Origin of the sequence: Streptomyces sp. S.PNR 29, from assembly GCF_030386795.1 — a bacterium.
In the GTDB taxonomy this organism is placed as follows: domain Bacteria; phylum Actinomycetota; class Actinomycetes; order Streptomycetales; family Streptomycetaceae; genus Streptomyces.
On record NZ_JANUQM010000003.1, the window covers coordinates 227882 to 250853 of the forward strand.

Genomic DNA, 22972 nt, shown 5'->3' on the forward strand with positions numbered 1-22972 from the left:
GGCACGGGGAGGATGCTCCCCGTGCCCCGTTCGCGCGGCAGAATGCTCGGACCCGGATCAGGTACCTGTACAAGGCCGATCAGGTCCGGGCACTATGTGAAGCAGGGGCACTACGCGCGTAGATCGGGCCCCTTTCCCAAGGAGAGTGCGCCATCGACGCGACCAGCAGCCCTCCGCTCACCGATCGGTCGACGATCGCGGTAGAGCTGGCGGGGATCACCAAACGGTTCCCGGGTGTCGTCGCCAACCACGACATCCACCTCGCTGTCCGGCAAGGCACCGTGCACGCCCTCGTCGGCGAGAACGGTGCCGGCAAGTCGACCCTGATGAAGATCCTCTACGGCATGCAGAAGCCGGACGAGGGCACCATCACCGTCGGCGGCGAGCAGGTGACCTTCCACAGCCCCGCCGACGCCATCGCCCGCGGCATCGGCATGGTCCACCAGCACTTCATGCTCGCGGACAACCTCACGGTCCTGGAGAACGTGGTGCTGGGCAGCGAGAAGCTGTACGGCATCGGCGCCGGCGCCCGCAAGAAGATCAAGGAGATCTCCGAGCGGTACGGCCTGAACGTCCGCCCCGACGCCCTCGTCGAGGAGCTCGGCGTCGCCGACCGCCAACGCGTCGAGATCCTCAAGGTGCTCTACCGCGGCGCGAAGACCCTGATCCTCGACGAGCCGACCGCCGTGCTCGTCCCGCAGGAGGTCGACGCGCTCTTCGAGAACCTCCGTGAGCTCAAGTCCGAGGGCCTCTCCGTCATCTTCATCTCGCACAAGCTGGGCGAGGTGCTGTCGGTGGCCGACGACATCACGGTCATCCGCAGGGGTACGACGGTGGGGACGGCCGTTCCCTCCGAGACCACCTCGCGTCAGCTCGCCGAGATGATGGTCGGCAGCGAACTGCCCACCCCGGAGACCGCCGAGTCCACGGTCACCGACCAGGCGGTGCTACAGGTCGAGGGCCTCACCGTCTACGCCGCCGGCGGCGCCTCCCTCGGCGCGGAGGCCGAGCCCACGGCCACCGGCCTGCTCACCGACCTCACCGATACCACCGCCGGTGACGTCAAGCGCGTCCTCGACGACGTCACCTTCACCATCCACGCCGGTGAGGTGATGGGCATCGCCGGTGTCGAGGGCAACGGCCAGACCGAGCTCATCGACGCGCTGATCGGCCTGAAGCACGCCGACTCCGGCTCCATCCGCTTCCTCGGCGAGGACATCACCCCCTGGCCCACCCGCAAGCGCCGCGAGCGCGGCGTCGGCTACATCCCCGAGGACCGCCACCGCCACGGCCTTCTCCTGGAAGCCCCGCTGTGGGAGAACCGCATCCTCGGCCACGTCACCGAGAAGCCCAACGCCAAGGGCTTCTGGCTCGACCCGAAGGCCGCCCAGGCCGACACCCGCCGCATCGTCGAGCAGTACGACGTCCGCACCCCCGGCATCGACGTCACCGCCGCCTCCCTCTCCGGCGGCAACCAGCAGAAGCTGATCGTCGGCCGTGAGATGAGCCACCGGCCGAAGTTCCTGATCGCCGCCCACCCCACCCGCGGCGTGGACGTCGGCGCCCAGGCGCAGATCTGGGACCAGATCCGCGAGGCCCGCCGCGAGGGCCTGGCGGTGCTGCTGATCTCCGCCGACCTGGACGAGCTGATCGGCCTGTCCGACACTCTGCGGGTGATCTACAACGGCCGGCTGGTCGCCGACGCCGACCCCGCCACCATCACGCCGGAGGAACTCGGCTCGGCCATGACGGGTGCCGCCGCCGGTCATCTGGAGCGCCACGAGGAGTCCGAGGAGTCCGGGAAGGACGAGACCCGATGAAGAAGTTCGACAAGGACCGGCTGCTCCTGGCGGTGGCCGGACCGGTCATCGCGCTGGTCTCGGCGATCCTGCTGACCTCGGTCGTGCTGATCGCCTCCGGCAAGAACCCGATCGAGCCGTACGGGCTGATGCTCGAACAGGTCGGCTTCTCCGACGTCCAGGTCCTGATCATCAACCAGGCGTCGCTGTACTACATCGCCGCCCTCGCGGTCGCCCTCGGCTTCCGTATGAACCTGTTCAACATCGGCGTCGACGGCCAGTACCGCCTCGGCGCCATGATGACCGCGGTGGTCGGCGCGCACGTCGCTCTGCCGTCCTTCCTGCAGGTCCCGCTGCTGCTGCTGGTCGGCGCCCTCACCGGCGCCTTCTGGGCCGGTATCGCGGGCGTGCTGAAGGTCAAGCGGGGCGTCAGCGAGGTCGTCGCGACGATCATGCTCAACGCGATCGCCACGAGCGTCATCGGCTACCTCACCCTCACCGACAACTTCGGCGTGCTGGTCGGCGACAACGCCACCACCGGCGAGATGAAGAAGTCCGGCTGGGTGCCCGGCATCAACCTGGGCACGGACGTCGGCGAGATCTACGGCCTGGTCTTCCTCGCCGTTGCCCTCGGCATCGGCTACTGGGTCGTCCTCAACCGCACCCGCTTCGGCTTCGACCTGCGCGCCACCGGCGCCTCCGAGACCGCCGCCGCGGCCTCCGGCGTCGACGCCAAGCGCATGGTGGTCACCGCGATGCTGATCTCCGGCGCCGTCGCCGGCATCTCCGGCCTGCCGATGCTGCTCGGCGACGTGCACACCTACAGCCTGAGCTTCCCGGCCGGGCTCGGCTTCACCGCCATCAGCATCGCCCTGCTCGGCCGCAACAACCCCGGCGGCATCGCCCTGGCCGCGCTGCTGTGGGCCTTCCTCGACAAGGCGTCCCCGGCCCTCGACTACGCGACCCCGGTGGCGTACGAGAAGGAGATCGCCACGATCATGCAGGGCCTGATCGTCTTCGCGGTCGTCATCTCGTACGAGGCCGTACGGCAGTGGGGTCTGCGCCGCCAGCAGAAGCAGGTCGGCGCGGAGCTCGCCGCGGAGGCCGCCAACAACAACGCGCCCAAGGAGGTGGCGGCCCGATGAGCACCGCGACCATCGCCAAGCCGCAGGCGAAGCAGCCCGGCAAGGGCCGCCGCCGTATCTCGCTCCCGGTACTCCTGCTGATCATCGCCGGTGTGCTGGTCCTCACCTCGGTCGTCCGCCTGATCAGCGGCGCCGACGGCATCACCTCCACCGGCCAGATGTCCACCGCGCTGCGCCTGGCCGTGCCGATCGGCCTCGCCGGTCTCGGCGGTCTGTGGGCCGAACGCGCGGGCGTCGTCAACATCGGCCTCGAAGGCATGATGATCCTCGGCACCTGGTTCGGTGCCTGGGCCGGCTACCAGTGGGGTCCGTGGACCGGTGTCGTCTTCGGCATTATCGGCGGCGCGCTCGGCGCCGTACTGCACGCCATCGCCACCGTCACCTTCAACGTCAACCACATCATCTCCGGTGTGGCGCTGAACATCCTGGCCCTCGGCAGCACCCGCTACCTGTCGAAGTTCACCTTCGAGAACGCCCCGCAGGGCTCCTCCAAGCAGTCCCCGCCGATCGACTCGCTGGGCACCTTCGACATCCCGGGCCTGTCGAGCGCCCTGGACACCCTCAACCAGAAGCACTGGTTCCTGGTCTCCGACATCGCCGGCCTGATCGGCGGCCTGGTCACCGACCTGTCCCCGCTCACCGTCGTCGCCGTCGCCCTCGTGCCGTTCACGTGGTGGGTGCTCTGGCGCACCGCCTTCGGCCTGCGGCTGCGCTCCTGCGGTGAGAACCCGGTGGCGGCCGAGTCCCTCGGCGTCAACGTCTACAAGTACAAGTACCTCGCCGTGATCATCAGCGGCGGCTTCGCCGGCCTCGGCGGCGCCTTCCTCTCGATCGTGGCGTCGAACGTGTACCTCGACGGCCAGACCGCCGGCCGCGGCTACATCGGTCTCGCCGCGATGATCTTCGGCAACTGGATGCCGGGCGGGCTCGCCCTCGGCGCCGGCCTGTTCGGCTACACCGACAGCCTCAACCTGCGCGGCGGCACCACCAACGTCCACGCGCTGATCCTGCTGCTGGCGATCCTGCTGGTGGCCGGGGTGGTGTACCTGGCGTGGAAGAAGAAGTACGTCCCCGCGATGATCACCGCCGTGGTCTCGGCCCTGATGTTCCTCTGGTACGCCACCACGGACGAGGTCCCGCGCCAGGTCGTGACGGCGGCCCCGTACGTCGTCACCCTGCTGGTCCTCTCGCTGTCCGCGCAGCACCTGCGGATGCCGAAGGCGGACGGCCTGCCGTACCGGAAGGGGCAGGGCAAGTGACCGGCGTCGACTGGGACGCGCTGCACGCCGCGGCCCGGGACGCCATGTCCCGGGCGTACGCCCCGTACTCGGGCTACCCGGTCGGCGCCGCCGCCCTGGTCGACGACGGCCGGACGGTGACCGGCTGCAACGTCGAGAACGCCAGCTACGGCATCGGCCTGTGCGCCGAGTGCGGACTGGTCTCGCAGCTGCAGCTGACCGGCGGCGGCCGGCTGACGCACTTCGTGTGCGTACAGGGCGACGGCGAGGTCCTCGTCCCGTGCGGCCGCTGCCGCCAGCTGCTGTACGAGTTCGGCGGCCCGGACATGCTCCTGGACACCCCGGCGGGGATCCGCACGCTGTCCGAGATGCTCCCGCAGGCCTTCGGCCCGGACCATCTCACCAAGTGACACTCCCGTACGGCCCCTCTGAGTTGCTGACCTGCTCGGAGGGGCCGCGCGACTTCTGGCACCTTCGGAAGGAACTCCATGGCCATGGACGCCATCTCCGTCATCCGCACCAAGCGGGACCGCGGTGAACTCAGCGACGAGCAGATCGACTGGGTCATCGACGCGTACACCCGCGGGGAGGTGGCCGACGAGCAGATGTCGGCCCTCGCGATGGCCATCCTGCTCAACGGCATGAACCGCGGCGAGATCGCCCGCTGGACGGCCGCGATGATCGCCTCCGGCGAGCGCATGGACTTCTCGTCGCTGTCCCGCCCGACCGCCGACAAGCACTCCACGGGCGGCGTCGGAGACAAGATCACCCTCCCGCTGGCGCCCCTGGTGGCGGCCTGCGGCGCCGCCGTCCCCCAGCTGTCGGGCCGCGGCCTCGGCCACACCGGCGGCACCCTGGACAAGCTGGAGTCGATCCCCGGCTGGCGGGCGCTGCTGTCGAACGAGGAGATGCTGTCCGTACTGGACGGCGTCGGCGCGGTGATCTGCGCGGCCGGCGACGGCCTGGCCCCGGCCGACAAGAAGCTGTACGCCCTGCGGGACGTGACCGGCACGGTCGAGGCGATCCCGCTGATCGCCTCCTCGATCATGTCGAAGAAGATCGCGGAGGGCACGGGCTCCCTGGTTCTGGACGTGAAGGTGGGCAGCGGCGCGTTCATGAAGACCATCGAGGACGCGCGGGAGCTCGCCTCCACGATGGTGGGCCTGGGCACGGACCACGGCGTGAAGACGGTCGCCCTGCTCACGGACATGTCGACCCCGCTGGGTCTGACGGCGGGCAACGCTCTGGAGGTCCGGGAGTCGGTCGAGGTGCTGGCGGGCGGAGGCCCGTCGGACGTCGTGGAACTGACCCTGGCGCTCGCGCGGGAGATGCTGGACGCGGCCGGCGTGGCCGGCGCCGACCCGGCCAGGGCCCTGGCCGACGGCTCCGCGATGGACGTCTGGCGCCGCATGATCAAGGCCCAGGGCGGCGACCCCGACGCCCCGCTGCCGACCTCGCGGGAGCAGCACGTCGTCAAGGCCCCGTCCTCCGGCGTCCTGACCCGTCTCGACGCCTACGGCATCGGTGTCGCCGCCTGGCGCCTGGGCGCGGGCCGCGCCCGCAAGGAGGACCCGGTGCAGGCCGCGGCGGGCGTCGAGATGCACGCCAAGCCCGGCGACACGGTGACCGCGGGCCAGCCCCTGCTGACCCTCCACACGGACACCCCGGAACGCTTCGCATACGCGCTGCAGGCGGTCGAGGGCTCGTACGACATCGCGGCGCCCGGGGCTGAGTTCACTGCGTCCCCCGTCGTGCTGGAACGTATCGCCTGACCTGGGGTTTTTTCTTTCGGGTGAACGGGATCGGCGGACCGCCGCCGGTCCCGTTCGGCATGCTGGGATCGGTGACGCACCGATAGGAGAACCGCCATGAGCGCACTCACCGTCAGCCAGGACCCCGAGCAGAGCTGGGACGACCTCGTCCGGTTCTGGGAGGAGATGGAGTGGCCTGAGGGCAGCAAGGTGGAGATCATCGAGGGGATCATCACCGTGTCACCCGCTCGCGCGTACCGCCACAACGTGATCGCGGCCCGCATCCAGCGTCGCCTCTACTCCGTGATCCCCGACAACTGGGAGATCTTCCAGACACTGGCGATCGCCGTGCCGTCACGACTGGGCATGCTCATCCCGGACCTGGTGGTGGCCCCGGTGCAGGAACGCCCGGAGGCGGAGTCCCACATCCCGGCCGCCCTGGCCGAGCTCGTCGTCGAGGTGACCTCCAAGTCCAACGCCCGGCACGACCGCATCAGCAAGCCCGCCGCATACGCCACCGCGGGCATCCCGCTCTACCTGCTCGTCGACCGCTGGGCTCCCGAAGGCCCCACCGCCACCCTCTACGGAGAACCGAAGGGCGACGTCTACCGCCCCCTCAGCACCGCCGAGTTCGGCGAGTCGCTCAAGCTGCCCGCCCCCTTCGACCTCGTCATCGACACCAGCGAGTTCCCGGCCGCCTGACCGCCCCACGGCGTCCGCGCCGATGACTTACGACCGCCCCGCCGGTCTACAGACCGTGGACGCCAAAACACCCGCCGTACTCGCGCTCGCCGGCCCCGTCACCCGGGACATGGTGCCGGTGCTGTGCGACGACGTGCGCGCGCTGCTGGAAGGCACCGGCGCCGGAGTCGTCGTATGTGACGTCGGCGGGCTCGGGCCGCCGGGCCTGGGCGTGGTCGATCTGCTGGCGCGGCTGGAGCTCACCGCCCGGCGAGCCGGAGGCCGGATACGGCTGCGCGACCCCGACCCGGCCCTACACGCCCTCCTCGACCTTGTCGGTCTCCGCTTCGAGATGGAGGGGCAGCCCGAACAGCGGGAACCACCGCTGGGTGTCGAGGAAGAAGTGGAACCCGGTGAGCCGGCCGTCTGATATCTCCAGGACCTGGATCGACCAGGGTGTGAAGCCGCCCGCCTCCGGGTCCGGCTTGTACTGGGCGAAGCCCGGCAGGCCGTTCACCTGGACGGGCAGCAGGCGGGAGCCCGCGCAGGCGGCGCCGAGGGTCGTCATGAAGCCGGTGATGTCCTGGTGGCCCGTCAGCCACAGGTCGAACGGCGGCATCGTCATGACCGCGTCCTCGTGCAGCAGGGCCGTCAGGGCCGTCATGTCGTAGCCCTCGAAGGCCGCGACATAACGCTCCAGGAGCTTCTGCTGCTGCTCGTCCAGGGGATCCGACACGGCCGCGTCGGCGCCCTTGTCCTGCTGCTCGGCGAGGGTCGCGCGGGCACGCTGCAGGGCGCTGTTGACCGACGCGACGGTGGTGCCGAGGAGATCGGCGACCTCGCTCGCCTTCCAGGCCAGCACCTCGCGCAGGATCAGCACCGCCCGCTGCTTGGGCGGGAGCTGCTGCAGGGCGGCCATGAAGGCGAGCCGCACCGACTCCTTGGCGACGGCGGCCTGAGCAGGGTCGTCGGTCGTCGGCAGGACGCGGGCGTCGGGCATCGGCTCCAGCCACGTGCTGTCCGGGCGGGGGGAGAGGGCCGCCCGGGCGAGCGGGGTCGAGTCCGTGAGGTCCACGGGGCGGGCGCGCTTGCTGCCTGCGGTCAGCATGTCCAGGCAGACGTTCGTCGCGATGCGGTACAGCCAGGAGCGGAGGCTGGAGCGGCCCTCGAACTTGTCGTAGCTCCGCCAGGCCCGGACGAGGGTGTCCTGGACGGCGTCCTCGGCCTCGAAGGAGGAGCCGAGCATGCGGTAGCAGTAGCCGGTCAGCTCGACTCGGTGCTTTTCCAGTGCGACGTCGAGATCCGTCGTCGCCGTGCCGTTGGTCATCGTCCACCCACCCCTGCGCTGTCCCGCCGAGCGCGTCTTCGCGCCCGCACTTCGGAAGCTACCGCAGCCCACTGACAACGGCCCCTCGGGTGAGGAAAGCCGCTGGTCGGTGGAGGTGTCAGGACGGCTGCCCACGACTGCCTACGCCGTCGCCGGCCCCTTGCGCCCGCGCGCCGCCACCGACCCGAACACCGTGATCGTCACGACGCCCAGCACCGCCAGCAGACCGACCCCCACGGTCCCGGCCCAGCCCCCGGAGTGGAAGGCCACCGCGCCCACCGTGCTGCCGGTGCTGGAGCCGATGTAGTACGCGGACTGGTACAGGGCGGAGGCCTGGGCGCGGCCGTGGGTGGCCGTCTTGCTGACCGCGGACGACGCCACCGCGTGACCCGCGAAGAAGCCCGCCGTGATCAGGACCAGGCCCAGCAGGACCAGCGGCAGGGACCCGGCCAGGGACAGCAGCAGGCCCGTCGCCGTCGTGCCGCCCGCCGCGTACAGCGCGCCCCGGCGGCCCAGGCGTCCGACCAGCCGGCCGGCCGTCGACGCCGACACCGTGCCGACGAGGTAGACCAGGAAGACCGACCCGATGATGCCCTGGGGGAGCCCGAAGGGGGCCTCGGTCAGGCGGTAGCCGATCACCGTGTAGACGCCGCCGAACACCGTCATGAACAGGGCGCCGATCGCGTACAGGCGGCACAGCAGCGGGTCGGCCAGGTGGTCGCGGACCGTACGGGCCAGGACGCGCGGACGCAGGGACCCCGGCCGGAAGTGCCGGGGGGCGGGCAGCAGGAGCCGGAAGGCCACCGCGCACGCCACCGCGATCGCGCCGATCGTGCCGACGGCGATCCGCCAGCCCCACTCCTGCGCGACCCAGCCGGTGATCACGCGGCCGCTCATCCCGCCGACGCTGTTGCCCGCGACGAACAGCCCGATGGCGGTGACCAGCGCCTTGGGGGTGACCTCCTCCGCGAGGTACGCCGTCGCCGACGCCGGCAGCCCGGCCAGCGCCGCCCCCTGGACGGCCCGCAGCGCCACCAGCGCCGTCAGCGAGGGCGCGAAGGGGACCAGCAGCCCGACCGTCACCGCGATCGCCAGCGACGCCGTCATGACCGTACGCCGCCCGAAGCGCTCGGACAGGGCGCTCATGGGAAGGACGAACAGCGCCAGCCCACCCGTCGCCGCGGCCACCGTCCAGCTCGCGTCGCTCGCCGTCACCCCGAGGTCGCCGGAGATGAGCGGCAGCAGCGCCTGCGTGGAGTACAGGAGGGCGAAGGTCGCGACGCCCGCGAGGAACAGGGCGAAGCTCATCCGGCGGTAGCCGGGCCCGCCCGGAGTCATCCGGGAGTCGGAGAGGGACGTTGCGGACGGTGCGGCGCCCATGGTGGTGGACGCCCCGGTACTGGCGGGAGACATGCTTCGAACTTACGCACGCCCCCACTGATCCGTCCAATGCATGGAATCGCCATAATCGTTCCCATGAAGCATCAGCAGAGGTCACAGGCGCGCCTGTCACCGTCCAGTGACACAGGAGACAGGGCTGATACGGCAGACATGGCGAAGGTGCTCGCGCCCCGCCTCGCGTACTTCGCCGGCGTCGCCCGCACCGAACACGTCACACGCGCCGCCCAGGAGATGCAGGTCCCGCAGTCCACCCTGTCCCGCGCCATGGTCCGCCTCGAACAGGACCTGGGCGTCGACCTGTTCGCCCGTCACGGCCGTACGGTGTCCCTGACCCCGGCCGGCCGCACCTTCCTCGCCTCCGTCGAACGCGCCCTCGCCGAGATGGAGCGCGCCGCCGAGGAGGTACGCGCCGACGCCGACCCGGCCACTGGCAAGGTCGCCTTCGGTTTTCTGCACACCATGGGGGCCGAGACGGTGCCCGGGCTGCTCCAGGCCTTCCGCGCCGACCATCCGCGCGTCCGGTTCAGCCTCGTCCAGAACTACGGCGAGGCGATGATCGAACGGCTCCGCGCGGGGGAGCTGGACCTGTGCCTGACCTCCCCGGTTCCGGACGCCCCCGACCTCGTCGCCCGCCGCCTCGACGAGCAGAAGCTCCGCCTCGTCGTCCCCGCCGACCACCACCTCGCCGCCCGCCGCCGCATCCGCCTCGCCGAGGCCGCCGACGAAACCTTCGTCACCCTGGAACCCGGCTACGGCCTCCGCCGTATCACGGACGACCTGTGCCAGGAGGCCGGCTTCAAGCCGCGCGTCGCCTTCGAGGGGGAGGAGGCGGAGACGCTGAGGGGCCTGGTGGCGGCAGGCCTCGGCGTCGCCCTCCTGCCCCCGCCCACCGTCCCCCGCCCAGGAGTCGTGGAACTGACGGTCACCGCTCCCCGAGCGGCCCGGGAAATCGGCGTGGCCTGGCTGGAGGGCCGCCCGGACACGCCACCGGTGGCCGCGTTCAAGAGGTTCCTGCTGTCGAGAAGGGGCAATTTGCTGCCAACCTGAGGGAACAGCCCACCCAGGGGCGCGGGGAACTGCGCGACCAGCCACGAACGACCCGCAGACCGCGGACCACCGCACGTCCCACGGCGGCTACCGCCTCGAAGGGCTGAACCCCGCAGCCAACGGCATCCGCAGCCCCAAAGGCGGCGGAGCCGCGAACGCGTCCTGCACAGGCCGCGAGAACGCGCACCCGAACAGCGCCCCCATGACGAAGTCCTCGGCCAACGCGAGGACTTCATCCCGGTACTGATGCAACCCGTGCCCATCGGTGTGCACTTCGAACCGGCACACATCCCGGTTCGCCTTCTTCGCCCGGGCCGCCAGCCGGAACGACAGCTCGGGGTCGGAGACCGCGTCATGCGTGCCGTGCACGATCATCACCCGCCGCCCGGCGAGCTGCTTCACCGGTTCGGGTGGCGCGGCCATGTCCTCCTCCGGCAGCCAGGGGGCGAGCGCCAGCACGGAGTTGACGGCCTCGTGTCCGCCCGCGTGCAGCGCCGCCCGCCCGCCCATGCCGATCCCGGCGAGGCAGACGGGGACGTCTCCGTAGAGCCGTACGGCCTCGTCGGCGGCCCAGGACGCGTCGTGCGCCAGATGCGCCGCACTGCCGTTCCAGCCGCGGTAGCGGTAGTGCACGACGTGGGTGGCCAGGCCCTCCTCCCGTCCCGCGCGTGCCAGACGGCGGCCCAAGGCCCGTACGGAGGCGGTCGCCAACAGGGGAGACGGTCTGCGGCTGGAGACCTCGTCGCCGCCGGGGAGCAGCAGCACCACCCCGCTCACCGCCGTCGGCTCCGGACCCAGTGCCCGCCCCAGCCGGGCCGTGCGATCCGGCGTCGCATGCTGTGCCATGACAGAACAGTGTCAGAAGTCAGGGTGTACGCCACCCGTCCACGCGGTCACCGTTACGTATCGACGGGACATGTACAGGATCCGGAAAGTGATGATCTACGCGCGTAGGAGTTAGAGTGCGGAGATGACGAGCCAGAGCACCGCGAAAAGCCCGACGCCGGAGCAGATCCGCCGGGCGCCCAAGGTTCTGCTGCACGACCACCTCGACGGCGGGCTGCGCCCCGGCACGATCGTGGACCTCGCCCGCGAGACGGGCTACTCCCACCTCCCCGACACCGACCCCGAGAAGCTCGCCGTCTGGTTCCGGGAGGCCGCCGACTCCGGGTCCCTGGAGCGGTACCTGGAGACCTTCTCCCACACCGTCGGCGTCATGCAGACGCGTGAGGCCCTCGTCCGGGTCGCCGCGGAGTGCGCCGAGGACCTCGCCGAGGACGGGGTCGTCTACGCCGAGGTGCGCTACGCCCCCGAGCAGCACCTTGAACAGGGGCTGACCCTTGAGCAGGTCGTGGAGGCCGTCAACGAGGGCTTCCGGGAGGGCGAGCGGCGAGCGAGGGAGAACGGCCACCGCATCCGCGTCGGCGCCCTGCTCACCGCCATGCGGCACGCCGCCCGCGCCCTGGAGATCGCCGAACTCGCCAACCGCTACCGGGACCTGGGCGTCGTCGGCTTCGACATCGCGGGCGCCGAGGCGGGCTACCCGCCCACCCGGCACCTCGACGCCTTCGAGTACCTCAAGCGCGAGAACAACCACTTCACCATCCACGCCGGGGAGGCCTTCGGGCTGCCGTCCATCTGGCAGGCACTGCAGTGGTGCGGCGCCGACCGGCTCGGGCACGGGGTGCGCATCATCGACGACATCCAGGTGCACCCGGACGGCTCGGTGAAGCTCGGGCGGCTCGCCTCGTACGTCCGCGACAAGCGGATCCCGCTGGAGCTGTGCCCCAGTTCCAACCTCCAGACCGGGGCGGCGTCCTCGTACGCCGAGCACCCCATCGGGCTGCTGCGCCGGCTGCACTTCCGCGCAACGGTGAACACGGACAACCGCCTCATGTCCCACACCAGCATGAGCCGGGAATTCGAGCACCTTGTCGAGGCATTCGGTTACACGCTCGACGACATGCAGTGGTTCTCCGTCAATGCGATGAAATCAGCATTCATTCCTTTCGATGAACGACTCGCCATGATCAATGACGTGATCAAGCCGGGATATGCGGAACTGAAATCCGAATGGCTGTTCCGGTAAATCGCCTCTACCAGCGGGTATGCGGCTGAGGATGGCTGACTCGGGGGCGGGCGAGCGCATGCGGGCGCGCATGCGTTCACAATCCGTCCGCATTTCGGTGTTTGCGGCGGACGGTGTCGCGTGTTTACGGTCGTGAACCGCTCTTCCCGTCATCAATTTTTCGAGGACGCAATTTCATGAAGCAGTCTGTTGCCAAGACCCTCGGTGTCGCCGCCCTCGGTGCCGCCTTCGCCGCCACCGGCGCGGGTGCCGCCAACGCGGCTCCGGCCGTTCCGGACGCCGCCAAGACGCTCGGCACCGTCACCAAGGCGGTTCCGGCGGATGCCGTCGCCGGGGAGACTCCGAGCTCGGGCGAGGCGCTGCGGCAGTCGCTCCTCAAGAACCCGCCGAAGCCCGGCGGTGGACTGCTCGGCGGGCTGCCGGTGAAGACGCCGGTGGGGCTGCCGCTCGCCTGAGCCGCGCGCCTGACGCGCCGATGGGGCGCACCCTCCGGACACGGGGTGCGCCCCATCGGCGTTGGTGCGTGCGGACGCCTCACCAGGCTTCGCGTGCCTTGCCCTCCGAGGGGAACAGGATCCACAGCGCGATGTAGAGCAGGAACTGCGGGCCCGGCAGCAGGCAGGAGAGCAGGAAGATCACACGCATCGTCGTCGCGGACGTGCCGAAGCGCCGTGCCAGCGCGGCGCACACTCCGCCGATCATGCGGCCGTGGGTGGGGCGGGCGAGGCGGGACATGGCGGCTCCTTCGTGAGCGTCGGTCAAAGGCTTCCTGGGCGGTCGCCTCATCTGACGTCCACGCTACGCAAGACGAAGGGGGCAAAGCGTCGCTCTACGGGGCGATCCCGACCCTGGGAATCGTCGGGGTCCGACCCTGAGACAGGCCCTCCTGAGGGACGGCCGTGCGCTGCCGGCGCTCGGACCTGCGGCGGAGCCAGGCGCGGCCCGCGGGGACGACGGCGAGATGCGCGAGGGCCACGCCCACGGTGTTCAGCAGCAGCGAGTCGACGTCCACGACCTGGCCGGGCACCCCGGTCTGCAGCAGCTCGATGCCCAGCGACATCAGGGCTCCGGCGGCGACGGTACGGAACAGGGACGCGAGCGGCGAGACCGTCAGCCTGCCGCTCGCCATCGGCAGCAGCACACCCAGCGGCGCCAGCAGGGCCAGCCCCTCGCCGATCCGGCGGGCCGCCTCGGCCCAGCCCAGCGCCAGGTCGGCGCGGATACCGGCGAAGGGGTGCAGGTTGGCCGGCATCACCCAGGGGACGTCCAGCGGTCGCAGCGTGAGCCAGGCGACGAACGCGAGGTGTGCGACGAGGAGGACACCCCCTGTCACACGGATGCGGATCACGGCGCTGCCGCCGATGGAGCCTTGACGCTGCACGACCCCCTAGACGCCCCCTCCGGCGGGATCGGTTCCGCGATACCACCGGGCACCGGGGTGAGGCATGCGCCACACGGCCGTTCTCCAGCCCTTTCGCCTCCGCCGCCGGGCCCGGCAGGCCGCTGGCCGCGGCCCGGCCGTAGGGCCTTGTGCTGCCGCGTCGGGCGCCTGTGCCGCGTGACCTGTCGGCGGGCGCTGCTCGGCCGAGGGGTGGCTCGCCCGGCATTGGCCGCGTCACCGGGGCCCGGCCGTAGGGCCTGTGCTGCTGCGTCGGGCGCACGCGCTGCACGGCAGAGGGACGGCCCACCCGGCACCGGCCGCTGCTCGGGATACCGGCCGCCGCCGCAGCCCCCGCATGCGGCGCAGTCGCCACGGCCGTCTGTTCGTCCGCGGGCCGCCTGGTCGATGACCCGCACCACTCGCCGCCGTCCGTTGGTGGGCCGCGGCCCAGCCGCGCGTCAGCCGTCCGCGACCTCGCTCGACGGCGGCTTCCTGTCGCGCGGGCGGGAGCGGACGTCGTCCGTGCACTCGTAGCGGCGCGGCCGGTCGTCGCCCGGTCCGCCCAGGATCACCGAGCCGTCGCCCTCGGCCGCGGCCGAGTCGGAGAACGTGCAGACGATCTGGGCGAGGGCGTACGAGGTGAGGCCACCGGGCGCGGAACTGAGCCGCAGAGTGTCCTCCGGGTCGCCGGAGCGCGGGCCGCTGACGGCCAGGCCCGCGCGCACGCCCGTGGTGTACCCGGCCTCCTTCTCGGCCGCCGACGGCGCCTCCGCGAGCTGGTCCAGCAGCCCCTGCGCCACCAGGACGCGCCGCTGCGAGTCCGGCGCCCCGTCCGGGACCCGCACGGTCCGGTCGACGGTCACCAGCGACGAGCCGCACAGCAGGAACACCTGCACCGGCATCCCGCGCGAGGCCTGCGCCGACACGTCCGGCTCGGTGAGCGAGCACCGCACCCGGGACGGCGCCGGCCCGAAGTCCGTCGGCACCTCGGTCGGCCGTATCCCGCACCCGGCGAGCACGGAGGCGAGCGCGGGCAGCGCGAGCAGACGGCACAGCCTCCCCGGGCGCACGCTCCGCCGGCGTACGTTTCCACGACGTACGGTCATCAGGCGTCCCCCTTCCCGTCCTCGCCCTTGCTCCCGTCGCCCCCGGCCTCCTGCTCCATCAGCGCCGACGCGTCCCGTGGCAGGCGCAGCGTGAAGACCGCGCCGCCCTCCGGGGAGTTCGCGGCCGTGATCTCGCCGCCGTGGATGTGCGCGTTCTCCAGGGCGATGGACAGGCCGAGCCCGCTGCCCTCGGAGCGCGGCCGGGAAGCGCTTGCCTTGTAGAAGCGGTCGAAGACGTGCGGCAGGACGTCCTCGGGGATACCGGGGCCGTGGTCCCGTACCTGGATCACCACCGAGTCGTCCGCTTCCCGCACCGACACCCGCACCGGCGAACCGCCGTGCTTGAGCGCGTTGCCGATGAGGTTGGCCAGGATCACGTCCAGGCGGCGCGGATCCAGTTGCGCGTGGATGCCGCGCTCGGCGTCCAGCTCGACCGCGTCCAGCCACGCACGGGCGTCGATGCAGGCGGTGATCTGGTCGGCGATGTCGACGTCGTCCAGGACCAGCCGGGCGGTGCCCGCGTCGAAGCGGGTGACCTCCATCAGGTTCTCGACCAGGTCGTTCAGCCGCCGGGTCTCGCTGACCACGAGCCGTACGGCTGGCTCGATCATCGGGTCCATGCTGCCGGTCTCGGCCTCCAGCTCCTCCTCCAGCACCTCCGTCACGGCGGTGATGGCGGTCAGCGGCGTCCGCAGCTCATGGCTCATGTCCGCCACGAAGCGCCGGGAGGCCGCCTCCCGCCCGGCCATGTCCTCCACCCGCTTCTCCAGCGCCTCCGCCGCGCTGTTGAACGTCCGTGACAGATCGGCCAGTTCGTCGGTGCCCGACACCCGCAGCCGGGTGTCCAGCTTGCCCTCGCCGAGCCGCCGCGCGGCGACCCCGAGCCGGTGCACCGGCTTCAGTACGGTCGTCGCGGCGGCCTGCGCGAGCAGCGCCGAGCCGATCAGCGCGAGGCCCGTCGCGATGCCGAGCGACCAGGCCAGCGAGTTGAGGTCCTTGGCCTCCGGCTCCAGCGACTTCAGCATGTACCCGGTCGGACCCCCGCCGATCACCTTCGTCCCGGCGACCAGATACGGCGTGTCGCCGTCGACTATCCGCTGCCAGTACAGGTGGTACGGGTGCTTGTTGGTGTCAGTGACCTTCTGCTTCTTGGTCACCGCCTCGCGCAGCGACACCGGCACGTCCTGCAGCGAGAAACCGCCGAGTCCCCCGGAACTGCCGTACACCGTCTTGCCGCCGGCGTCCTGGGCGACGAGCAGCACGCTGAAACGCTGGCTGCTGTTGGCCATCTGACCGGCGGTCCGCTGCAGTTCGTCCTGCGTGGGCTGCTCGGGCAGCGCACCCGCCCGGTTCTGCATCTCCTGCTGGAAGTCCCGCAGGACGGCGTCCTGGGTGCGGGTGAGCACGGCCTCCCGGTTGAGCCAGTACGCGATCGCGGACGCGGACACGGCGGCCGTCAGCGCCACCAGACCGAAGACGACGACCAGCCTGAGCCTGAGGCTCGTGAACCGCAGCCGCGACCATGCTCCCTTGCGCGCCGCGGACCAGCCGCGGACCCCCCCTTGGTGTTCGTGTGTCACTGAGGCGGGTCCAGCCGGTAGCCGACACCCCGCACGGTACGGATCAGCGTCGGGGACGACGGCACGTCCTCGACCTTGGCGCGCAGCCGTTGCACACAGGCGTCCACGAGCCGCGAGTCACCGAGGTAGTCGTGCTCCCACACCAGCCGCAGCAGCTGCTGCCGCGACAGCGCCTGACCCGGCCGCCGGCTCAGCTCCAGCAGCAGCCTCAGCTCGGTCGGCGTGAGCTGCAGGTCCTGGCCGTTCTTGGTGACGGTCATCGCCGAGCGGTCGATGACGAGGCTGCCGAACGTCGCCGAGTCGCTGGACTCGCGCTCCCCGCGCCGCAGTACGGCCCGGATCCGGGCGTCCAGCACCCGACCCTGCACCGGCTTGACGACATAGTCGTCGGCGCCGGACTCCAGACCGACGACGACGTCGATGTCGTCACTGCGCGCGGTCAGCAGGATGATCGGCAGCTGGTCGGTGCGCCGGATGCGCCGGCACACCTCGAACCCGTCGATGCCGGGCAGCATCACGTCCAGCACGATCAGGTCCGGCCGCTGCTCACGCAGCAGCTTCAGACCGTCCTCACCGCTCGCCGCGGTGGCCACCCGGTGTCCCTGGCGCGTCAGGGAGAGCTCCAGGGCCGTGCGGATGGCGTCGTCGTCCTCGATCAGCAACAGGGAAGGCACGGGGCTCATTCTGGCCCATGGTGGGGCGGGGTTTCGACTCCCGCACAGCTCCGGTACGGCTACGCGCCCGTAGCGCCGCTCTCTGTGACCGGACTGTGCGAACCCTGAGCGCACGGCTGGGGAACGGCCCCTGTGACAGGTCTGTGACAGTCGGCGGACACGGCCATGAAGTCGCCCCGGCAATCTTTTCGGCACAGGCAGGACGGCAACACCTCAGCAAGACCGAACACCGGAAGTCCACGACGGGGGGCGCGAGATGAACACGCTGCACGGCACCAGCACCAGCGCAGTGGTCACGCGTCTGCATGACGTGAACGCACACCGGGGTTCCGAGAAGTCGGGTGCCGATGGGGGCCCCTCCCGCGCCAACGGATTCGAGCGTGCGGGAGGGCGGGGGTGCGCTCGCGGCATCGGGCGTCAGCACACCGCCTACATCTCGGTGGTCGACGCGCACACGGGGGAAGCGCACGGGGGAGCAGCGTACGGGGAGGCCTCGGGGGAGCGCCGTTCCCTGACGGAGGCGGAGTTCACCGCCTACGTGCAGGAGCGCCGCGCCTCCCTGTACGCCACCGCCTACCACCTGACCGGCGACCGCTTCGAGGCCGAGGACCTGCTCCAGAGCGCCCTCTTCTCGACGTACCGGGCGTGGGACAGGATCAGCGACAAGGCCGCGGTCGGCGGATACCTCCGCCGCACCATGACCAACCTGCACATCAGCGCCTGGCGGCGCCGCAAGCTCAACGAGTACCCGACCGAGGAACTGCCGGAGACGCCCGGCGACACGGACGCGATGCGCGGCACCGAGCTGCGCGCGGTCCTGTGGCAGGCGCTGGCCCGGCTGCCCGAGCTCCAGCGCACCATGCTGGTCCTGCGCTACTACGAGGGCCGCACGGACCCGGAGATCGCGGAGATCCTCGACATCAGTGTCGGCACGGTCAAGTCCAGCATCTGGCGGTCGCTCCGCCGGCTGCGCGAGGACGAGGTCCTCAGCTTCGGCCGTGACGAGGAGGACGCCTTCGGCGAGTTGGTCGCCTGAGGCTGGGGGAAAAAAATCGGGGCCCCGGGTGTATCACCGGGGAGGGACGGGTCTCTTCATTACAGAGACCCGGCATCCGGGTCCCGGGGGGAACACGGGGGAAGCACCACCACGGGGGAAGTGGGGGACACGGGGGAGCACCACGGGGGAGCGGGGCTGGAGGGCCGGGGGGTCCGTCCAGTCCCGCTTTTTCGCGCGTAACGCCTGACCCCTTAGGTCCGTCTTCCCCGCGTACGTCCGTCAGACCGCGGCCCCGGGCCGCGCGCAACGCCCCGCCGCCGCGGCTGCCAGCCGGCCCATCGCCTCGTCCCGGTCGCAGGCGTACGCGCCCAGTGCCGTCTGGCGGGCCACGATGGAGCGCTCCGCGCGCATCAGGCGCCAGCCGCGGCGCAGCAGGAACGGCACCGATTTGCGGCCCTCCCGCACATCCCGCAGGAAGCGCCGGCGGAAGGTCTTCACCGGGCCGCGGCTCAGGCACAGCGCGTCGGCCAGCACGCCCAGCTCCCGGCAGCGCGTCACGATCTCCGCGGCGAAGACGCCCTCCGCGATGAACAGCGGTGTGCGACCGATGTCGACCGTGTCCTCGCCGGTGCGGGCGCTGAGCCCGATGTCGTACACGGGCACGTTCGTACGACCCGTGCGGCACAGCTCCGTGATCGCGGCGACGGCCGTGTCCGCGTCCCACGAGTCCGGGTGGTCCCAGTCGATGTCGGAGCTCCCGGTGACCAGGGGCAGCGTCGGGTCGTCGCCCTCCTTGTAGAAGTCGTCGAGCCGCAGCACCGGGAGACCGGAGCGGGCGGCGAGAAGGGACTTGCCGGAGCCGGAAGGGCCGCAGAGCAGCACGACTCGCGCGGGTATGGGCGGTTGGGAACTCACGGGACACCAGTGTGAGGCATCGATCGGGTGTCGTACGACCCAGCGGGTCGGCTTTGATGCGCGCATCACACCTCAACTACCCTTCGTGCTGTTCCGATTGCTCTGCGTGAGAAAAGGTGGCAGCAGGATGGCCCGACGTGTGTCTCTCCCCAGCCCGACCGCCCAGCGTGCGCTGGTCGCCCTCGCGACCGCCGGAATGGCCCTGGGGGCGGGCGCGGCGACGGCTTCCGCGGGCACCGAGACGCGGGCCGTGCGAGCCGTCGACACCGCACTCGGCAAGATCGACCCGCAGGTCGGCCTCCGGTCGACGGCCGGCACGGTCGGCCACGTCACGGGGCCGGCCGCGGAACTGCAGCCCAACCCGCTGGCCGGTACCGGCTCCGACCCGCTCGACAACGGCGTCAACACCCAGGTCGCCGACTTCAAGCCGGTGAACTCACAGGGGCTGACGCGTCCGGTCGCCCAGGCCGAGTCGGTCGGCGACATGCCGGCGGTCGGGCCGGCGGTGCGGCTGCCGGGCGGAGTGTCGCGCTAGTGCGCAAGGCCGCGTGACACCACCGCCGGCGTCGATGTGCGCGGCAGCTGCCCGTCGAGCAGCGCGAGCGCCGCGAAGACGTACGCATCCTGAAGGCGAGCGGGTCCTCGCGTCACCTTCGCCAGAACAGGTGGTGCGTCACGCCGCTCGGGCTGGGCACGACCTCCAGGTGGAACCGGTCGAGCAGCTCGTCGGGGGACTCCCAGAGGCGTAGTCCGGACCCGAGCTTCACCGGCGAGACCGCCACATGCATGGTGTCGACGAGGTCGGCATCCAGGAACTGCCGGATGGTGGTGACCCCGCCGCCGAGCCGGACGTCCTGGCCCTGCGCCGCTTCCCGTGCCCGTTCGAGGACCGTGGCCGGGGCGCCGTCGACGAAGTGGAAGGTGGTGTCGGAGAGCGTGAACGACGGACGCTTGTGGTGCGTCATGACGAACACCGGCGTGCGGAACGGGGGCTCCTCCCCCCACCAGCCGCGCCACTCGTGGTCCTGCCAGGGCCCGCGCTGGGGCCCGAACTTGTTGCGGCCCATGATCTCGGCACCGATGTTGCGTGCGAAGTCCCGCGTGAAGTAGTCGTCGAGGCCCCGGCTCCCCCCGGGGTCCGTGCGCATGGGCCAGCTCGCCGTGGCGCCGGCCCAGGCGAACAGCCTCTCGGGACGGTCGTGGCCGAACGGCCGCTCGAGACTCTGGTGCTCACCGGCACCGATGCCGTCGCTCGAGACGTTAAAGTTCATGACTCTCAGCAGCTGGTCCATGTGTTCCTCGTCAGGTCCTGTCGCGTCATCGTGCGGCGAGGCGCCGCACATCATGACGTCGAACGGGAAGCGACCGGATCGACAACGGCTCACGACTTTTCTGGCGGTGCTGCCATGGCGGACACGGACAGACGGAGAGCCGCGCCCTCCCCGGGTGGGGCGAGGGCGCGGCTCTCCGGTCCCGGGACGGCGCTCAGTACGAGGAGCCGGACGCGCCCAGTGAGCCCGTCGGGTGCCAGACCGTCTTCGTCTCCAGGAACGCCGTCAGGCGCTCGATGCCCGGCTTCGCGAACCAGCCCGCGTCATCCACAGGCTGTGGACGAAGAACACGCTTGAGGTTGTCCGCCGCCGCGATCTCCAGTTCCTTCGCCAGGACGTCGTCGGCGCCGGCCAGGTCGATGGCGTTGACGTCCTGATGGGCGGCGAGGGGCGCCGCGATCTCCGCCGTACGGCCGGAGAGCACGTTGACGACCCCGCCGGGCAGGTCGGAGGTCGCCAGCACCTCGCCCAGGGACAGCGCCGGGAGCGGGGACCGCTCGCTCGCGATCACGACCGCCGTGTTGCCGGTGGCGATGACCGGGGCGACGACGGAGACCAGGCCCAGGAAGGACGACTCCTGGGGCGCGACGACCGCGACCACGCCCGTCGGCTCCGGGGAGGACAGGTTGAAGAACGGGCCCGCCACCGGGTTCCCGCCCCCGACCACCTGTGCGATCTTGTCGGTCCAGCCCGCGTACCAGACCCAGCGGTCGATCGTGGCGTCTACGACCGCGGCGGACCTGGACTTCGACAGGCCTTCGGCGTCGGCCACTTCGCGGACGAACTGGTCCCGGCGGCCCTCCAGCATCTCCGCGATGCGGTAGAGGATCTGGCCGCGGTTGTACGCCGTCGCGCCGGACCAGGCGCCGAACGCCTTGCGGGCGGCTACGACGGCGTCACGGGCGTCCTTGCGGCTCGCCTGCGGCGCGTTCGCCAGCCAGTTGCCCTTGGAGTCCTTCACTTCGTACACCCGGCCGCTCTCGGAACGGGGGAACTTGCCCCCGACGTACAGCTTGTAGGTCTTGAGGACGGAGAGTCGGGTCGCGTCAGACATCGAGGTACGCCTCCAGGCCGTGGCGGCCGCCCTCGCGGCCGAAGCCCGACTCCTTGTAGCCGCCGAACGGCGAGGTCGGGTCGAACTTGTTGAACGTGTTGGACCAGACGACGCCCGCGCGGAGCTTGTTCGCCACGGCCAGGATCCGGGAGCCCTTCTCCGTCCAGATGCCGGCGGACAGGCCGTACGGGGTGTTGTTGGCCTTGGCGACGGCCTCCTCCGGCGTGCGGAAGGTGAGGACGGACAGCACCGGGCCGAAGATCTCGTCCCGGGCGATGGTGTGCGCCTGGGTGACGTTGGTGAACAGCGTCGGGGCGAACCAGTAGCCCGAGGTGGGGAGTTCGCAGGCCGGGGACCAGCGCTCGGCGCCCTCCGCCTCGCCCCGGTCGGCGAGCGCGGTGATCCGGGCCAGCTGCTCGGCCGAGTTGATCGCGCCGATGTCGGTGTTCTTGTCGAGGGGGTCCCCGAGGCGGAGGGTGGAGAGCCTGCGCTTGAGGGAGTCCAGCAGCTCGTCGTGGATCGACTCCTGGACCAGCAGGCGGGAGCCGGCGCAGCAGACCTGGCCCTGGTTGAAGAAGATGCCGGTCACGATGCCCTCGACGGCCTGGTCCACGGGTGCGTCGTCGAAGACGATGTTGGCGCCCTTGCCGCCCAGTTCCAGGGTGAGCTTCTTGCGGGTGCCGGCGACCGTGCGGGCGATCTCCTTGCCGACGGCGGTGGAGCCCGTGAAGGCGACCTTGTCGACGTCCGGGTGGGCGACGAGCGCGGCGCCCGTGTCGCCGTAGCCCGGCAGGATGTTGACGACGCCCTTGGGCAGGCCCGCCTGGCGGCAGATGTCCGCGAAGAAGAGCGCGGACAGCGGGGTCGTCTCGGCGGGCTTCAGGACGACCGTGTTGCCGGTCGCCAGCGCCGGGGCGATCTTCCACGCCAGCATCAGCAGGGGGAAGTTCCAGGGGATGACCTGGCCCGCGACGCCCAGCGGCTGCGGGTTCGGGCCGAAGCCGGCGTGGTCGAGCTTGTCGGCCCAGCCCGCGTAGTAGAAGAAGTGCGCCGCGACCAGGGGGAGGTCCGCGTCCCTCGTCTCCTTGATGGGCTTGCCGTTGTCCAGGGTTTCGAGGACCGCGAGTTCCCGGCTGCGTTCCTGGATGACGCGGGCGATGCGGAACAGGTACTTGGCGCGCTCCGAGCCGGGCAGCGCCGACCACTTCTCGAACGCCTTGCGGGCGGCCTTCACCGCGCGGTCGACGTCCGCCTCGCCGGCCTGGGCGACCTCGGAGAGGACCTCCTCGGTGGACGGGCTGATCGACTTGAAGACCTTGCCCTCGGCCGCGTCCGTGAACTCGCCGTCGATGAACAGGCCGTACGAGGGCGCGATGTCGACGACCGAGCGGGACTCGGGGGCCGGGGCGTACTCGAAAGCGGATGACCGCTTGTCCATGTTTTCCGTGGTCATGGT

At 71.0% G+C, this 22972-nt stretch carries 24 protein-coding genes; 12 read left to right on the forward strand and 12 right to left on the reverse strand.

Going from position 1 to position 22972, the window contains the following annotated elements; genetic code table 11:
- Positions 1-194 precede the first annotated feature (194 nt).
- The 7 genes from NW895_RS09865 (at position 195) to NW895_RS09895 (ending at position 7044) form a co-directional block, all read left to right on the forward strand.
- A complete protein-coding gene (locus NW895_RS09865) occupies positions 195-1820 on the forward strand; it encodes an ABC transporter ATP-binding protein (RefSeq protein ID WP_289935508.1) in 1626 nt (541 codons plus the stop codon).
- On the forward strand, positions 1817-2944 hold the full coding sequence (locus tag NW895_RS09870) for an ABC transporter permease (protein ID WP_289935009.1): 1128 nt from the start codon (positions 1817-1819) through the stop codon (positions 2942-2944). The genes NW895_RS09865 and NW895_RS09870 overlap by 4 nt, the downstream gene beginning before the upstream one ends.
- The gene (locus NW895_RS09875; protein WP_289935010.1) at positions 2941-4203 is read left to right on the forward strand and encodes an ABC transporter permease; all 1263 of its coding nucleotides are present in this window, start codon (positions 2941-2943) and stop codon (positions 4201-4203) included. Before NW895_RS09870 ends, NW895_RS09875 begins: the two co-directional genes overlap by 4 nt.
- Complete coding sequence (locus tag NW895_RS09880; protein ID WP_289935011.1) at positions 4200-4592, forward strand: cytidine deaminase; 393 nt, start codon at positions 4200-4202, stop codon at positions 4590-4592. The genes NW895_RS09875 and NW895_RS09880 overlap by 4 nt, the downstream gene beginning before the upstream one ends.
- Positions 4593-4670: 78 nt before the next feature.
- Positions 4671-5954 (forward strand): thymidine phosphorylase, encoded by a 1284-nt coding sequence (locus NW895_RS09885; protein ID WP_289935012.1) that lies wholly within the window; start codon positions 4671-4673, stop codon positions 5952-5954.
- Between the two features lie 96 nt (positions 5955-6050).
- Positions 6051-6635, forward strand: coding sequence for a Uma2 family endonuclease (locus tag NW895_RS09890; RefSeq protein WP_289935013.1), 585 nt, complete (start codon positions 6051-6053; stop codon positions 6633-6635).
- Between the two features lie 22 nt (positions 6636-6657).
- A complete protein-coding gene (locus NW895_RS09895) occupies positions 6658-7044 on the forward strand; it encodes an STAS domain-containing protein (protein WP_289935014.1) in 387 nt (128 codons plus the stop codon).
- Here NW895_RS09895 and NW895_RS09900 read toward each other — a convergent pair.
- Positions 6928-7941, reverse strand: a complete 1014-nt coding sequence (locus NW895_RS09900) for a sigma-70 family RNA polymerase sigma factor (protein WP_289935015.1) — start codon at positions 7939-7941, stop codon at positions 6928-6930. The genes NW895_RS09895 and NW895_RS09900 overlap by 117 nt on opposite strands.
- A 141-nt stretch (positions 7942-8082) precedes the next feature.
- Complete coding sequence (locus NW895_RS09905) at positions 8083-9354, reverse strand: MFS transporter (protein WP_289935016.1); 1272 nt, start codon at positions 9352-9354, stop codon at positions 8083-8085.
- Between the two features lie 63 nt (positions 9355-9417).
- Here NW895_RS09905 and NW895_RS09910 point away from each other — a divergent pair, with 63 nt between their 5' ends.
- Entirely contained in the window at positions 9418-10389 is a 972-nt protein-coding gene (locus NW895_RS09910) for a LysR family transcriptional regulator (protein ID WP_289935017.1), read from the forward strand.
- A gap of 87 nt (positions 10390-10476) precedes the next feature.
- Here the strand turns inward: NW895_RS09910 and NW895_RS09915 are convergent, their stop codons facing one another.
- On the reverse strand, positions 10477-11235 hold the full coding sequence (locus NW895_RS09915; RefSeq protein WP_289935018.1) for an alpha/beta hydrolase: 759 nt from the start codon (positions 11233-11235) through the stop codon (positions 10477-10479).
- A 124-nt stretch (positions 11236-11359) separates the two neighbouring features.
- On the opposite strand from NW895_RS09915, the gene NW895_RS09920 reads away from it, so the two are divergent.
- Together NW895_RS09920 and NW895_RS09925 are read left to right on the forward strand one after the other, a co-directional pair.
- The gene (locus NW895_RS09920) at positions 11360-12478 is read left to right on the forward strand and encodes an adenosine deaminase (protein ID WP_289935019.1); all 1119 of its coding nucleotides are present in this window, start codon (positions 11360-11362) and stop codon (positions 12476-12478) included.
- A 176-nt stretch (positions 12479-12654) separates the two neighbouring features.
- Entirely contained in the window at positions 12655-12933 is a 279-nt protein-coding gene (locus NW895_RS09925; protein WP_289935020.1) for an ATP-binding protein, read from the forward strand.
- 79 nt (positions 12934-13012) lie between these two features.
- On the opposite strand, the gene NW895_RS09930 is transcribed toward NW895_RS09925, so the two are convergent.
- The 5 genes from NW895_RS09930 to afsQ1 form a co-directional block, all read right to left on the reverse strand.
- A complete protein-coding gene (locus NW895_RS09930) occupies positions 13013-13213 on the reverse strand; it encodes a PspC domain-containing protein (RefSeq protein WP_289935021.1) in 201 nt (66 codons plus the stop codon).
- Between the two features lie 94 nt (positions 13214-13307).
- Positions 13308-13859 (reverse strand): VanZ family protein, encoded by a 552-nt coding sequence (locus NW895_RS09935; protein WP_289935022.1) that lies wholly within the window; start codon positions 13857-13859, stop codon positions 13308-13310.
- 458 nt (positions 13860-14317) lie between these two features.
- Positions 14318-14965 carry a hypothetical protein gene (locus tag NW895_RS09940; protein ID WP_289935023.1) on the reverse strand — a complete coding sequence of 216 codons (648 nt, stop codon included), beginning with the start codon at positions 14963-14965 and terminating at the stop codon, positions 14318-14320.
- Positions 14965-16545, reverse strand: coding sequence for a HAMP domain-containing sensor histidine kinase (locus NW895_RS09945; protein ID WP_289935024.1), 1581 nt, complete (start codon positions 16543-16545; stop codon positions 14965-14967). Before NW895_RS09945 ends, NW895_RS09940 begins: the two co-directional genes overlap by 1 nt.
- On the reverse strand, positions 16542-17219 hold the full coding sequence (gene afsQ1, locus NW895_RS09950) for a two-component system response regulator AfsQ1 (RefSeq protein ID WP_187827957.1): 678 nt from the start codon (positions 17217-17219) through the stop codon (positions 16542-16544). Before afsQ1 ends, NW895_RS09945 begins: the two co-directional genes overlap by 4 nt.
- A gap of 256 nt (positions 17220-17475) precedes the next feature.
- Here afsQ1 and NW895_RS09955 point away from each other — a divergent pair, with 256 nt between their 5' ends.
- On the forward strand, positions 17476-18255 hold the full coding sequence (locus NW895_RS09955) for a SigE family RNA polymerase sigma factor (RefSeq protein ID WP_289935025.1): 780 nt from the start codon (positions 17476-17478) through the stop codon (positions 18253-18255).
- A gap of 240 nt (positions 18256-18495) precedes the next feature.
- Here NW895_RS09955 and NW895_RS09960 read toward each other — a convergent pair whose 3' ends face one another.
- Positions 18496-19200: a uridine kinase gene (locus NW895_RS09960; RefSeq protein ID WP_289935026.1), complete on the reverse strand. Its 705-nt coding sequence runs from the start codon at positions 19198-19200 to the stop codon at positions 18496-18498.
- Between the two features lie 58 nt (positions 19201-19258).
- On the opposite strand from NW895_RS09960, the gene NW895_RS09965 reads away from it, so the two are divergent.
- Positions 19259-19666 (forward strand): hypothetical protein, encoded by a 408-nt coding sequence (locus tag NW895_RS09965; RefSeq protein ID WP_289935027.1) that lies wholly within the window; start codon positions 19259-19261, stop codon positions 19664-19666.
- Between the two features lie 112 nt (positions 19667-19778).
- Here the strand turns inward: NW895_RS09965 and NW895_RS09970 are convergent, their stop codons facing one another.
- The 3 genes from NW895_RS09970 to NW895_RS09980 form a co-directional block, all read right to left on the reverse strand.
- Positions 19779-20423, reverse strand: a complete 645-nt coding sequence (locus tag NW895_RS09970) for a dihydrofolate reductase family protein (protein ID WP_289935028.1) — start codon at positions 20421-20423, stop codon at positions 19779-19781.
- A 193-nt stretch (positions 20424-20616) separates the two neighbouring features.
- Entirely contained in the window at positions 20617-21516 is a 900-nt protein-coding gene (locus NW895_RS09975; RefSeq protein ID WP_289935029.1) for an aldehyde dehydrogenase family protein, read from the reverse strand.
- Positions 21509-22954: an aldehyde dehydrogenase family protein gene (locus NW895_RS09980; protein WP_289935509.1), complete on the reverse strand. Its 1446-nt coding sequence runs from the start codon at positions 22952-22954 to the stop codon at positions 21509-21511. Before NW895_RS09980 ends, NW895_RS09975 begins: the two co-directional genes overlap by 8 nt.
- Between the last annotated feature and the right edge of the window lie 18 nt (positions 22955-22972).